A 13,150-nucleotide genomic window follows, 5' to 3' on the forward strand; every position below is an offset into this window, starting at 1 on the left:
TACTCCTCAATTACTTACGCTTTAAGCTGGCTAATACGGCAAATGGGTTTGGTTTTTGCGCTTCATCAGGCAGTTCCCCAAAGACCATGTCCGCCTCGGACACTTCACAGTGTTCAGAATCATGCACCGGAACCACTGGCAAGGTGAGGATGATTTCATCTTCAACCAGCGCCAGCAGATCGATTTCACCGAATTCGTTAACCTCAATCGGCTCATACGCTTCCGGGAGTGCTTCAGCCTGTTCGTCAGAACGAACCGGACTGAAACAATACGTTGTGTGAACATGCTGTACAAACGGTTTCCCGCAACGCTGACACTCGAGCGTTACCGTCACCTTTGCATCACCGGTTAAAACGGCGAGGCGCTGGTTATCGATAGCGAACGACATGGAGCATTCGACATCACTGTCCACACTGACTACAGATTCGGCAATACGCTCTGCCTGATCGGAAGTATAGATACCTTCATAATCGAGGCGTTTTTGAGCCGTACGAACCGGATCAAGAGTCAGGGGTAATTTTACCTTTTGCATAGGGCGCGCATATTAACTTTGTAACGTCATAGAGTCAAAGAAAAAGGCAACCTGGGCTGCCTTTTGCCAATTATTCGCACACATTGCGGCCTGTAGTTTAAAATGGCTGGCATCGATACGCTATATCTGGTGATAAAAATATGCCAAATCTCGTTCTTGCTTCCACATCACCCTACCGCCGAATGCTGCTGGAAAAACTCGGGATTCCGTTTGAATGTGCCGCGCCAGAGATTGATGAAACGCCGCATCCGGGAGAATCACCTCGTCATCTGGTCACCCGTCTCGCACAAGAGAAGGCACAGGCGCTTGCCGCCCGCTATCCCGCTCATTTGATTATAGGCTCCGATCAGGTTTGCGTGCTGGACGGAGAGATCACCGGCAAGCCCCATACCGAAGAGAACGCCTGCCAGCAGTTGATGCGAGCACGTGGCACTATCGTGACCTTTTATACGGGTCTTGCGCTCTACAACGCCGCCTCAGGCCATCTGCAAACGGAATGTGAACCCTTCGACGTGCACTTTCGTCACCTCAGCGATCAGGAGATTACCGACTACGTGCGTCGGGAACGTCCGCTGAACTGTGCGGGGAGCTTTAAAAGTGAAGGACTGGGGATTGCGTTGTTCGACAAGCTGGACGGCCGTGACCCAAATACGCTGGTTGGATTGCCGCTGATTGCGCTGTGCCAGATGTTAAGGCGAGAAGAGTGTAATCCGCTGACGATGTGACCTTCGCCGGGTGGCGCTGCGCTGACCCGGCCTACAAAACCGTAGGTCCGTGCAAGCGCAGCGCCGCCGGGCAAAATCAGCCGCGCAGGACCTTAAGACAGCGTTTCAACTGCTCATCCAGCGGCGCTTCAATACGGATAGTTTCGCCGGTATTCGGATGGGTAAACTTCAGTGCCGCCGCATGCAGGAACAGACGCGACAGCCCCGTCCCTGCCAGCTGTTTGTCGAATTCACGGTCGCCATAGCGATCGTCAAACGCAATCGGATGCCCGGCAAACTGCGTATGCACGCGGATCTGGTGAGTACGGCCCGTCACCGGGCTACAGCGCACCAGCGTGGCAAACTCATACCGCTCTTCTACTTTAAAGCGCGTCTCAGACGGTTTACCTTCCTGATTCACACGCACGATGCGCTCGCCGCTCTGCAAAATATTTTTCAGCAGCGGTGCCTGCACTACCTTAACGTGGGATTGCCACTGACCGCGAACCAGTGCCAGATAATCCTTCTGCATCCCTTTTTCACGCAGTTGCTCATGGAGCGAACGCAGCGCAGAACGTTTTTTCGCCACCAGCAGCACGCCGGAGGTGTCCCGGTCCAGACGATGCACCAGTTCCAGGAAACGGGCTTCCGGGCGCAGCGCGCGCAACCCTTCAATCACGCCGAAGCTCAGCCCACTGCCGCCGTGTACGGCTGTCCCAGACGGCTTGTTCAGCACAAGAATATAGTCATCCTCATAAAGGATAACATCACTCAGCGCAGCCACTTTTTGCAGCTTAGGCGAAACCACTTCTTCTTCACGTTCAGCCACGCGCACCGGCGGGATACGCACTTCATCACCGGCTTCGAGCTTGTACTCGGGCTTCACGCGTTTTTTGTTCACCCGCACCTCGCCCTTACGCAAGATGCGATAAATCATACTTTTTGGCACACCTTTCAGTTGGTTGCGCAAAAAGTTATCGATGCGTTGCCCCGCTTCATCATCCGCGATGGCAACCATTTTTACGGCTGGAGTCTCTGTTTTCATGGTTGGCGATTCTAAATATCGTCAGGCATTAGCGCCACTCATTTTTCTATGCTTATATTTACTTTTATCCGGCCTGCTCCTTCTTTTGCGCAATCGATTTGGTGGTTATTAAACCAATCGTCGCGTTGAAGTGAAGAAACTGTGAGTAACCGGGTGATAATTGGTAAAAGTCATCTTGCTATAACCCGGCGAGCAGTGGAATAATGAGGCTGTTTTCCGCGTTAAATCCGGGTTTTGTAAGGATATCGACGGAATGACCAATTTTGTCTGACCGATCATCCACGCAGCAATGGCGTAAGACGTATTGATCTTTCAGGCAGTTAGCGGGCTGCGGGTTGCAGTACTTCCCGGTATAAGGATTGTTCTCTGGAGAGTTTTCCCAGGCAATTCCCCTGATAATTGCGCTGTGTTTCCGTATGAAATACAGGCAACCGACACTCTGCGCCTCTTAAGCGAGCGACAACCGTGAGGTTGGCGACGTGAACAGACACGAGGCCATCGGTTCATACCCCGGAAAGCGTCACCTTGCCCGCAGCTTTGTCGTCAATGTAAGAATAATGAGTAAGTTACGATGAAAAGAATGTTAATCAACGCAACTCAGCAAGAAGAGTTGCGTGTCGCCCTTGTGGATGGGCAGCGCCTGTACGATCTGGATATCGAAAGTCCTGGACACGAACAGAAAAAAGCGAACATTTACAAAGGTAAGATCACCCGCATTGAACCAAGCCTTGAAGCTGCATTTGTCGATTACGGTGCTGAGCGTCACGGTTTCCTCCCTCTTAAAGAAATCGCCCGCGAATATTTCCCTGCAAACTACAACTCCCATGGCCGCCCAAACATTAAAGATGTTCTGCGTGAAGGTCAGGAAGTTATCGTCCAGATTGATAAAGAAGAGCGTGGCAACAAAGGTGCCGCACTGACCACCTTTATCAGCCTGGCGGGGAGCTATCTGGTTCTGATGCCGAACAACCCGCGTGCGGGTGGTATCTCTCGCCGTATCGAAGGTGATGACCGTACCGAGCTGAAAGAAGCGCTGGCGAGTCTTGAACTGCCGGATGGCATGGGGCTTATCGTTCGTACCGCAGGTGTGGGCAAATCTGCCGAAGCGCTGCAGTGGGACCTGAGCTTCCGTCTGAAGCACTGGGAAGCCATCCAGAAAGCGGCAGAAAGCCGCCCTGCTCCGTTCCTGATCCACCAGGAAAGCAACGTTATCGTGCGTGCCTTCCGTGACTACCTGCGTCAGGATATCGGCGAAATTCTGATTGATAACCCGAAAGTGCTTGAGCTGGCTCGCCAGCACATCGCTGCGCTGGGTCGTCCGGATTTCACCAGCAAAATCAAACTGTACACCGGTGAAATCCCGCTGTTCAGCCACTATCAGATTGAATCCCAGATCGAGTCCGCCTTCCAGCGTGAAGTGCGTCTGCCGTCCGGCGGTTCTATCGTTATCGATACGACCGAAGCGCTGACCGCTATCGACATCAACTCCGCACGTGCAACCCGCGGCGGTGATATCGAAGAGACAGCCTTCAATACCAACCTTGAAGCCGCTGATGAAATCGCCCGCCAGCTCCGCCTGCGCGACCTGGGTGGTCTGATTGTTATCGACTTCATCGATATGACGCCTGTTCGTCACCAGCGCGCGGTTGAAAACCGTCTGCGTGAAGCGGTGCGTCAGGATCGTGCGCGTATCCAGATTAGCCATATCTCGCGCTTTGGCCTGCTGGAGATGTCCCGTCAGCGTCTCAGCCCGTCACTGGGTGAGTCCAGCCATCACGTTTGCCCGCGCTGTTCCGGTACGGGTACAGTGCGTGACAACGAATCGCTGTCCCTCTCTATTCTGCGTCTGATTGAAGAAGAAGCGCTGAAAGAGAACACCAAAGAAGTTCACGCCATTGTTCCGGTGCCGATTGCCTCCTACCTGCTGAACGAAAAACGTGCCGCGGTAAGCGCCATTGAAGCACGTCAGGGTGGCGTTCGCTGCATCATCGTGCCAAACGATCAGATGGAAACCCCGCACTATCACGTTCTGCGTGTTCGTAAGGGTGAAGAGACCTCGACGCTCAGCTACCTGCTGCCGAAGCTGCATGAAGAAGAGATGGCGCTGCCATCGGATGAAGAACCTGCCGAGCGCAAACTGCCTGAGCAGCCTGCCTTAGCCACCTTCATTATGCCGGAAGCACCGCCGGAAGCCGCGCTGGAAAAACCAGCCGCGAAACCTGCTGTGCAAAAACCTGCGCCAGCGGTGGCGAAAGCACAGCCGGAGCAACCAGGCCTTCTGAGCCGCCTCTTCGGTGCGCTGAAGAAAATGTTTGCAGGCGAAGAAGTTCAGCCGGAACAACCGAAAGAAGCACCGAAAGAAGCGAAGCCTGAACGCCAGCAGGATCGTCGTAAACGTCAGAACAACCGCCGCGATCGTAACGAGCGCCGCGATAACCGTTCAGACAACAACGAAGGCCGCGAGCAGCGTGAAGAGAACCGTCGCAACCGTCGCGAGAAACAACAGCAGAACGTTGAAGACCGCGAAATTCGCCAGCAGGCGGCGGGTGACGAGCCTGAGAAAACCAAACAGCGTGACGAGCAGCAGCCTCGCCGTGAGCGCAATCGTCGCCGTAACGACGATAAACGCCAGGCGCAGCAGGAAGTTAAAAACCTGAACCGCGAAGAGCCTGTGGAACAGCAAGAGGCTGAACAGGAAGAACGTACTCAGGTGATGCCGCGCCGTAAACAGCGCCAGCTGTCGCAGAAAGTGCGTATTGGTGCACAGCAAACGGAAGAGACGGCCGTTGTCGCGACTGAAACGACCGAAAGCGCACCGGGCACACAAGTGGCGAAAGTTGACCTGCCAGCCGTAGTTGAAAGCAACGTCGAACAGGATGATAACGCTGAAAACCGTGATAATGCTGGTATGCCGCGTCGCTCCCGTCGTTCTCCGCGTCACCTGCGCGTCAGCGGCCAGCGCCGTCGTCGTTACCGTGACGAGCGTTACCCGACTCAGTCTCCAATGCCGTTAGCCGTGGCATGCGCGTCACCAGAAATGGCCTCCGGTAAAGTGTGGCTCCGCTACCCGGTTGCTCGCCCGGAACAGATTGTTGAAGAACAACCTGTAACCGAAGAGGTGATTGCACCAGTGGCTGCGGTTGAAGAGGTCGTGCCTGAAGCAGCTACTGTGGTTGAACCGCTGGCTGTAGAATCTGAAGCCCCGCACGCGGTTGAAGTGGAAACCACCCACCCGGAAGTGATTGCTGCGCCAGTTGATGCTGCACCACAGTTTATCGCCGAAGAAGACACCGTGGTGGCTGAAGAGGTTGCAGAAGAAGTTGAACCTGCAACTGCTGAAGAACCTGCTGAAGTCGTTATTGAAACTGTCGCTGAAGACGTGGTTCAGGAAGTAGAAATTGACGTTGAACCTGTTCGCGAAACCGTGGAAGTGGAAGCACAAGCACCAGAAGTGAAACCGGAGCCGGTTGCCACTGCTGCAGCCCCACACGTTGCCACTGCGCCGATGACGCGCGCACCTGCACCTGACTATGTGCCGGAAGCGCCACGCCATAGCGACTGGGTTCGTCCTGCATTCCATTTTGACGGTAAAGGTGCCGCCGGTGGTCACAGTGCAACGCACCAGGCTACTGCGCCAGCTACCCGTCCACAGTCTGTTGAGTAAATCTCATTAAGACGAAAAGCCGACCTTCGGGTCGGCTTTTTTATGGCGTCTGTTCAGGGGAAATCAGCTAAAAAAAATGCCCAATCCAGACGGATTGGGCAGTCAAAACATGCCCAGTTTCAAGACATGTTCTAAGAGGTCAAGACATTATTTGTTCAGCTGGAACAGAGACATACCCTGCATATCGCTGAACGCTTTATAAGAGGCCTGCAACGCTGCCTGCTGCATGGAATAAGAGGAAATCACAGAGTTCCAGTCCACATCCACGAGGTTGCTCATCTGCTGAGTTTGCCCCAGCGCACGATCATCGCCCAGAGAGTCAAGTTTGCTCAGCTCATCCAGCTTAGTCCCCAGATCCGCACGAACGGTAAGCACGTTATTGAGTGAGTTACTCAGCCCACGGTTCGCTTTATCCATGCTGGCGGTAAACTCATCCGCTTTTGTCTGATCGCCTTCTATCGGCGTATTCAGCGCGGCAATTGCCGTATCAAGGATCTTAAACAGGTTTGTTTCCGGCGTACTGCCATCCGGCTCAGGTTTCGCGTTGCTGGTAAAGCTGTCGAAAACTTCACTGCCTGTATGGCTGATTTGCATCGAACGTGCAGAATCCACCTGCTGGGTAATCGGCGTCGTACCGCCCTGATAATCACCCGAAGTCTGATCAAAAGACGCGGCTTCCGTTTTATAACCGGCAAAAATATAGCGTCCATTTCCGTCGGTGCTGTTCGCCAGGTTCATCAGCTGATCGCGGATACCCTGCAGGTTGGTTGCCAGCGATGCACGGTCGTCATCACTCATCGTGCCATTACCCGCGTTGACGATCTTTTCCTGAGCACTGATGATCGCTGTGGTGACCTGTTTAAGGACATCCTCTTCCAGCGAGACTTTCTGCGTGGCAAAGGTACGGGCAAGTGCATACTGGCTGTTCTGCGTTTGCGCCTGAGACAAAACTACGGCCTGAGAGGCAGCAATCGGGTCATCAGACGGGCGATTGACTCGCTTGCCGGTAGACATCTGTTCGCCATAGCTGAGCCACAGACTCTGGGAGTTTGTCACCCCACGCATGCTCTGCTCATACATCATTTGTGTACTAATACGCATTTTTAACCTCAGCCTTAGCGAATGTTGATTAACGCATCAAAGAGCGTGCTGGCAGTCTGAAGAACCTGCGCATTCGCCAGGTAATACTGCTGATAACGTTGCAGGTTGCCATACTCTTCATCCAGGTTAACCCCGGAGATAGATTGCTGCTGCTTAGTGAGCTGAGTTACCACATTGCCCTGGGTTTCACTGCTGGTTTTCAGCGATGCCGTGGTGCTGCCCACGGTACTGACCAGTGCGGCGTAAGCATCGTTAAAGGTTTTGCTGTTACCCACCACTTTGGCATTCTGCAGATCCAGCAGTTTTTGCCCGTTGGTGTTGTCACTCTCACCGCTGTCAGCGGCGGAAGCCATCGCCAGCTTTGATTCATCGGAAATAGTCAGTTCCATATTAACGATGACGTCATTGACTGGTTTTACGAGGAAACTGTCTTTCTGATTGGCTGTACCGCTGACATTCACATTCAGGCCATCAAACGCCAGATTGCCGCTGGCATCCGGTGTCACCGTAAAGCTGGTTTTGTCTGACAGGCGCGTCACCGTCCAGTCGGTGCCGTTATATTCGACTTTATAGTTAGTTGCCTGCACGGCAGAGCTATCAGAAACCGTTGCCGTCAACGACGCGCCACCGGTGTTTTTGCTGTTGCTCAGTACTGCCGGTGAACCGAAGTCGAACAGTTTTCCGCCCGCCTGACCGTTCGCATCGAAACCGGCTTCATGCTGGGTATTCATGGCATCAGCAAAAGCCAGTGCCATCTGATTCAGGGTATTGCGCGCCTGGTCAAGATCCTGAGAGCGGAACGTCAGCAGCCCGCCCAGCGAGCCGGTGGTGATCTGCTTTTCAGGAATTTCAGTGTTGCCTGACGCGGCATCAACATAGGCAATTGTGGTACGTGACGGGTCAGCGCTGGACTGCACTGCAGCCAACTGGCTTGCCGTACTGCCCTGCACCAGAGAGTAACCATTCGCGAAGGAGATGTTATAGGTGCCGCTGTCCTGCACGGTCACTTCCACACCGACAATCTGGTTAAGCTGGCTGACCAGCTGATCGCGCTGGTCGAGCAGTTCGTTTGGTGATGCCCCCGCCCCCACACCGGTAAGACGAGAAATCTGATCGTTCAGGTTCGCAATTTGCTTCGCATACCCGTTGATCTGATCAACGCTGCTGGTGATAGAAATATTCACCTGCTTATCCTGGTCACGAAGATACTGATCGTTCGTTTTGAACTGATTGACCAGCCCATCGGCTTTGCCCAGCACCGTCTGACGTGCAGCCGGATCTTCCGCGTTGCTGACCAGCGTTTGCAGGCTTTTAAAGAAATCCTGCAGGGTGGTGGAGAGCGAGTTGGTAGTATCAGAGAGGACGTCATCAATTTTTGACATCTGCTGATAACGCGTCGTCAGGCCGCTGCTTTGCGTCTCTGCAGCACGAAGCTGATTGGTAATGAAAGCATCATACTCACGCTGTACACCGGAAACATAAACCCCGTTGCCAACCCAGCCACCGCCTGTCAGCGTACTGTTAGCCGCCCCAAGGATGGTGTTCTGGCGGGTATAACCTGCCACGTTATAGCTTGAAATATTATTACTGACGGTATTGAGTGCCGCCTGTGCAGCACTGAGGCCACTCATGGCGCTGTTAATCAAACTGGACATGGGGGTTCCTTTTATACTTTCAGACACGAGTCCTGATGAAGGTTATCGGCAGCCGCTACCGGGACTTGAGAACTTTCAGAACAGATTTTCAATATCTGTGCTATAGGCTTTGCTGACTTTCTCACTCATCGATTTCAGTTGCTGAATCATGCTGGTGAGCTTACGCGCATAGTTCGGATCGGTGGCGTAACCTGCGTTCTGCAATGCCTGAGCGCCCTGCTCTGGTGTCGCCGCCTGCGTGACGGCGGTATAACGCGGATTGCGGCTCAACAGGCCCACATAATCCGACAGCGCTTCAAGATAAGAGCTGTAGACGCGGAATTTCGCTTTGACCTTCACCGCTGCACCGTTTTCGTACTCGGTGGTGGTGATCTCCGTCGTTGGCCCTTTCCAGCTGGAGGTGGCTTTTACGCCAAAGATATTAAAGCTCGGCTCACCGTTCTCTTTACGGATTTGCCGTTGTCCCCAGCCAGATTCCAGCGCGGCTTGCGCCAGAATAAGGTGATGCGGTACGCCGCTCTGCTCACTGGCAAGACGGGCAGGCAGAGAGAGCTGTGCCAGGAAGTCTTTGCTGTCGCCGGAGAGCGGCTCATCGTTGGTCGCGGCCGGCTTCGGTATCGCTTTGCGTACCATCTGCGTCAGCGCCTGATTCTGATAACTGGTCACCGTTTCCAGGTCGAACTTCATCGGCACCTGTTGTGGCTGATCCTCTGGCTGAATACCCTGCGCGGCTGCGGTCTGTTTCACAATCATGTCAGCCAGACCTAAGCCTTTACCGGCTGTCATCTGCTGCGCAATCTGCTGGTCGTACATGCTGGTGTAGAGGCGCGTCGAGTCGCTGCTGAACATCCCGTCTTTCGGCAGGGTTTCACGCATGCTTTTCAGCATCATCTGCACGAACATCCCCTCCACCTGGCGGGCGACCGGGCGGATATTCGCCGCCGGGTCTTTGCCTGCTTTGGTTTTCAGCTCGTTAAGCGACTGGGCATCCCAGGCGGCACTGGTCAGCAGTTTGCTATCGGTCAGCATCAGATGATTTCCAGTTTGGCACGCAGGCAACCTGCACTTTGCATTGACTGCAGAATGGACATTAGATCCATCGGCGTTGCCCCCAGAGCGTTCAGGGCACGCACCACGCTGTTCAGGTTGGCGCTGGAACGCACGCTCTGCAGCGAACCGCCGCTCTGGCGCAAATCAATCTGCGTTTGCGGCGTCACTACCGTCTGGCCGCCACCAAACGGCGTGTCTGGCTGGCTGACGTTAGCAGAACGGTTCACCGTCACCGAGAGGTTGCCCTGCGCCACGGCACAGCTGTCCAGCGACACTTCGCGGTTCATCACCACCGACCCGGTGCGCGAGTTGATAATGACTTTGGCATCCTGAAGCGGCACGTTCACTTCCATATTCTGGATATCCGCCAGCATACGCACCTGGTTACTGCTGCCCGTGGAGGTACGGATCTGCACGGTACGCGCATCCAGCGCCGTGGCGCTACCGTAGCCACGGCTGCGGTTGATGGTGTCGGCAATTTGCTGCGCCATGGTGAAGTCTTCATTATTCAGCTGCAGGTTGATGGTATTCCCGGAGCCGAACTGCGTCGGCAATTCACGTTCGATGATCGCACCGTTTGTGATACGCCCGCCGTTCAGCTGGTTCACCTGAACACTGCTGCCACCCGCCGATGCACCCGCACCGCCCACCAGAATGTTACCCTGCGCCAGCGCATAGACCTGGCTGTCGACGCCCTTCAGAGGCGTCATCAGCAGCGTACCGCCGCGCAGGCTTTTGGCATTACCCATAGACGAAACTACAACATCAATGGTTTGCCCCTGACGAGCGAACGCCGGGAAGGAGGCAGTGACCATCACCGCAGCTACGTTTTTCAGCTGCATGTTTGTCCCGGCCGGCACGGTGATGCCAAGCTGGGAGAGCATGTTGTTTAAACTTTGCGTGGTAAAGGGCGTCTGGGTGGTCTGGTCACCCGTACCGTCCAGCCCCACCACCAGACCGTAGCCGATCAGGGAGTTTTCGCGTACACCCTGAACGCTGGTCAGGTCACGAATACGGTCAGCCTGGGCGAAGGTTGCCACCAGCGCCAGCGCCACGGCGAAGATCGATTTAAACATGGGTCACCTCGCTTACATCGGCGATAAGTTAAGGAAGAAGCGTTGCAGCCAGCCCATATTTTGCGCTTCATTGATGTAGCCGTTGCCGACATACTCGATGCGCGCATCCGCCACCTGGGTAGACGGAACGGTGTTGGTGCCGCTGATGGTGCGAGGGTTAACCACACCGGAGAAGCGAATGAACTCAGTGCCCTGGTTAATGGCAATCTGTTTTTCACCCACAACGTGTAAGTTGCCGTTAACCAGAACCTGGTCAACCGTTACCGTCAGCGTACCGCTGAAGGTATTGCTGGCATTCGCGCCACCTTTACCGTTAAAGGTATTGCCGCCAGAGGCATCCACATCCGCACGCGCATTGCCGAACAGGCCCTGCAGATAACGTGGCACGGTGTCGAAGCCAAAATTCGTTTTGCCATCGCGGCTGGCATTCGCCGACGAGCTTTTGCTCGCACTGACGTTTTCCTGCAGCACAATGGTCAACGTGTCGCCGACGTTACGCGGGCGACGGTCTTCAAACAGCGGCTGATAACCGTAGTTAATCGGCTGGGCTGTCTGGAAAATAGAGCCATTCACCACCGGCGCGGGGCCGGGAACGGGTTGGGCGGTCGTCGCACCCTCGACCAATGGTTTAGACGGTATCCAGGCACACCCGCTAAGGGTCACAGCCAGAACAGTCAGTATCGGATAACGAAACGCCGCGTTTTTTTGCATTGCCTTCATCTTCGAAAACAGGGAGCCGGTGCGGCGTTGACCGCACCGGGCTACACCTTAGAGTTGCGTCAGTTTCTGCAGCATCTGGTCGGTCGTCGACACTGCTTTACTGTTAATTTCATACGCGCGCTGAACCTGGATCATATTCACCAGCTCTTCCGCCACGTTAACGTTCGAGGTTTCGACATAACCCTGGTACAGCAGACCCGCGCCATTCAGCCCAGGCGTACTTTCATTTGGCGTACCGGAGGACTGAGTTTCGGTGTAGAGGTTCTCACCAATGCTTTCCAGACCGGTATCGTTCATGAAGGTAGTCAGGTTGAGCTGCCCAACCTGAACAGGCGCAGCCTGTCCTTGCTGGGTCACACTCACGATGCCGTCACGCCCGATGGTAATGCTCAGGGCATTCGCCGGAATGGTGATCGCAGGCTGAACCTGGAAGCCGCCCGCCGTCACCAGTTGGCCGTTCTGATCCACCTGGAAAGAGCCGTCGCGGGTATAGGCAGAGGTGCCGTCAGGCAGTTGCACCTGGAAGAACCCCTGCCCTTTAATGGCAACATCTTTACTGTTGTTGGTCTGAGACAGGTTGCCCTGACTGTGCAGACGCTCGGTTGCGACCGGGCGAACACCCGTACCGATCTGTAAACCGGACGGCAGCGTGGTTTGCTCAGAAGATTGCGCACCCGGCTGACGAATCGTTTGATAAAGCAAATCTTCGAAAACAGCACGCTGACGCTTAAAACCATTGGTGCTTACGTTCGCCAGGTTGTTGGCAATCACATCCATGTTGGTTTGCTGTGCGTCCAGGCCGGTTTTCGCGATCCATAAAGAACTGATCATAAGGAGTCCTGTTAACTCATAGCCAGTAGTTGGTTAGCTTTGCTCGCGTTCTCATCCACGCTGCTGATAACCTTCATCTGCATTTCAAAACGGCGGGCACTGGCGATCATGTCGGTCATGGCTTCCACCGGTTTGACGTTACTGCCTTCCAGCACGCCAGACATCACACGAATGCTCGGATCGGCCTGTAACGTGGCACCACGTGTCGCCTGTGCGGCCTGGGTCAGGCGGAACATGCCATCATCACCACGCTGCACTTCCCTGCCTTCCGCTTTGACCAGTTTCAGACGCCCGACAGGTGCCACGGTATTGACCGGATCGCCCGGATTCAACGCCGAAATGGTCCCGTCCGCAGCGATAGTCAGCTCTGATCCTTCAGGTACGGTGATCGGCCCTGCTTCGCCGATCACCGGATGCCCCTGAATCGTCAACTGACCGTTCGCATCCACCTGGATATTACCGTTACGGGTATACCCTTCGCGGCCGTCTGCGGTTTGCACCGCCAGCCAACCGTCCTGCTGGAGGGCAACGTCCAGCGGACGCGAGGTATAATCCATCTGGCCGGGCGTCATGTCGGCACCCGGCGTGGAGGCGGTGACCAGCGTGCGCGTTGGCAGCGAAAGTCCTTCCACCGGCACCGCACGCAGCGCGTTGAGCTGCGCACGAAAACCTGGCGTTGAGGCGTTCGCCAGGTTGCTGGCGGTAACAGCCTGCTGATTGAGCGTTTGGCTTGCCGCGCCCATCGCCGTATATATTGCGTGATCCATTGCGC

General features: G+C 55.0%; 11 protein-coding genes. 2 read left to right on the forward strand and 9 right to left on the reverse strand.

Going from position 1 to position 13,150, the window contains the following annotated elements:
- Positions 1–10: 10 nt before the first annotated feature.
- Complete coding sequence (yceD, locus tag ABGB15_RS12875; RefSeq protein ID WP_014883375.1) at positions 11–532, reverse strand: 23S rRNA accumulation protein YceD; 522 nt, start codon at positions 530–532, stop codon at positions 11–13.
- 140 nt (positions 533–672) lie between these two features.
- On the opposite strand from yceD, the gene ABGB15_RS12880 reads away from it, so the two are divergent.
- Positions 673–1,257 carry a nucleoside triphosphate pyrophosphatase gene (locus tag ABGB15_RS12880; protein WP_215722968.1) on the forward strand — a complete coding sequence of 195 codons (585 nt, stop codon included), beginning with the start codon at positions 673–675 and terminating at the stop codon, positions 1,255–1,257.
- A 76-nt stretch (positions 1,258–1,333) separates the two neighbouring features.
- On the opposite strand, the gene rluC is transcribed toward ABGB15_RS12880, so the two are convergent.
- Positions 1,334–2,281: a 23S rRNA pseudouridine(955/2504/2580) synthase RluC gene (gene rluC, locus ABGB15_RS12885; protein ID WP_369064191.1), complete on the reverse strand. Its 948-nt coding sequence runs from the start codon at positions 2,279–2,281 to the stop codon at positions 1,334–1,336.
- Positions 2,282–2,852: 571 nt separating this feature from the next.
- Between rluC and rne the strand changes: the two genes are divergently transcribed.
- Positions 2,853–5,945, forward strand: coding sequence for a ribonuclease E (gene rne / locus ABGB15_RS12890; RefSeq protein WP_215722970.1), 3,093 nt, complete (start codon positions 2,853–2,855; stop codon positions 5,943–5,945).
- A gap of 147 nt (positions 5,946–6,092) precedes the next feature.
- On the opposite strand, the gene flgL is transcribed toward rne, so the two are convergent.
- From flgL to ABGB15_RS12925, 7 genes are all read right to left on the reverse strand, one after another.
- Entirely contained in the window at positions 6,093–7,046 is a 954-nt protein-coding gene (flgL, locus tag ABGB15_RS12895; protein ID WP_215722971.1) for a flagellar hook-associated protein FlgL, read from the reverse strand.
- A gap of 14 nt (positions 7,047–7,060) precedes the next feature.
- Positions 7,061–8,701 carry a flagellar hook-associated protein FlgK gene (flgK, locus tag ABGB15_RS12900; RefSeq protein ID WP_152084202.1) on the reverse strand — a complete coding sequence of 547 codons (1,641 nt, stop codon included), beginning with the start codon at positions 8,699–8,701 and terminating at the stop codon, positions 7,061–7,063.
- A gap of 75 nt (positions 8,702–8,776) precedes the next feature.
- The gene (gene flgJ / locus ABGB15_RS12905) at positions 8,777–9,730 is read right to left on the reverse strand and encodes a flagellar assembly peptidoglycan hydrolase FlgJ (protein WP_215722972.1); all 954 of its coding nucleotides are present in this window, start codon (positions 9,728–9,730) and stop codon (positions 8,777–8,779) included.
- Positions 9,730–10,827, reverse strand: coding sequence for a flagellar basal body P-ring protein FlgI (locus ABGB15_RS12910; protein ID WP_152084200.1), 1,098 nt, complete (start codon positions 10,825–10,827; stop codon positions 9,730–9,732). The genes flgJ and ABGB15_RS12910 overlap by 1 nt, the downstream gene beginning before the upstream one ends.
- A 12-nt stretch (positions 10,828–10,839) precedes the next feature.
- The gene (gene flgH / locus ABGB15_RS12915) at positions 10,840–11,538 is read right to left on the reverse strand and encodes a flagellar basal body L-ring protein FlgH (protein WP_119934684.1); all 699 of its coding nucleotides are present in this window, start codon (positions 11,536–11,538) and stop codon (positions 10,840–10,842) included.
- 57 nt (positions 11,539–11,595) lie between these two features.
- Positions 11,596–12,378 (reverse strand): flagellar basal-body rod protein FlgG, encoded by a 783-nt coding sequence (flgG, locus tag ABGB15_RS12920; protein ID WP_000625853.1) that lies wholly within the window; start codon positions 12,376–12,378, stop codon positions 11,596–11,598.
- Between the two features lie 11 nt (positions 12,379–12,389).
- Positions 12,390–13,145 (reverse strand): flagellar basal body rod protein FlgF, encoded by a 756-nt coding sequence (locus ABGB15_RS12925; protein WP_215722973.1) that lies wholly within the window; start codon positions 13,143–13,145, stop codon positions 12,390–12,392.
- Between the last annotated feature and the right edge of the window lie 5 nt (positions 13,146–13,150).

This window comes from Enterobacter sp. MALB-1 (genome assembly GCF_041021625.1).
GTDB classification, from domain to species: domain Bacteria; phylum Pseudomonadota; class Gammaproteobacteria; order Enterobacterales; family Enterobacteriaceae; genus Enterobacter; species Enterobacter oligotrophicus.

Bases quoted from the DNA above. Each gene is read 5' to 3' on its own strand.
- ABGB15_RS12925 (WP_215722973.1), bottom strand. From the start codon at position 13,145: ATGGATCACGCAATATATACGGCGATGGGCGCGGCAAGCCAAACGCTC.
- flgL (WP_215722971.1), bottom strand. From the start codon at position 7,046: ATGCGTATTAGTACACAAATGATGTATGAGCAGAGCATGCGTGGGGTG.
- ABGB15_RS12910 (WP_152084200.1), bottom strand. From the start codon at position 10,827: ATGTTTAAATCGATCTTCGCCGTGGCGCTGGCGCTGGTGGCAACCTTC.
- flgH (WP_119934684.1), bottom strand. From the start codon at position 11,538: ATGCAAAAAAACGCGGCGTTTCGTTATCCGATACTGACTGTTCTGGCT.
- yceD (WP_014883375.1), bottom strand. From the start codon at position 532: ATGCAAAAGGTAAAATTACCCCTGACTCTTGATCCGGTTCGTACGGCT.
- rluC (WP_369064191.1), bottom strand. From the start codon at position 2,281: ATGAAAACAGAGACTCCAGCCGTAAAAATGGTTGCCATCGCGGATGAT.
- flgJ (WP_215722972.1), bottom strand. From the start codon at position 9,730: ATGCTGACCGATAGCAAACTGCTGACCAGTGCCGCCTGGGATGCCCAG.
- flgK (WP_152084202.1), bottom strand. From the start codon at position 8,701: ATGTCCAGTTTGATTAACAGCGCCATGAGTGGCCTCAGTGCTGCACAG.
- rne (WP_215722970.1), top strand. From the start codon at position 2,853: ATGAAAAGAATGTTAATCAACGCAACTCAGCAAGAAGAGTTGCGTGTC.
- ABGB15_RS12880 (WP_215722968.1), top strand. From the start codon at position 673: ATGCCAAATCTCGTTCTTGCTTCCACATCACCCTACCGCCGAATGCTG.
- flgG (WP_000625853.1), bottom strand. From the start codon at position 12,378: ATGATCAGTTCTTTATGGATCGCGAAAACCGGCCTGGACGCACAGCAA.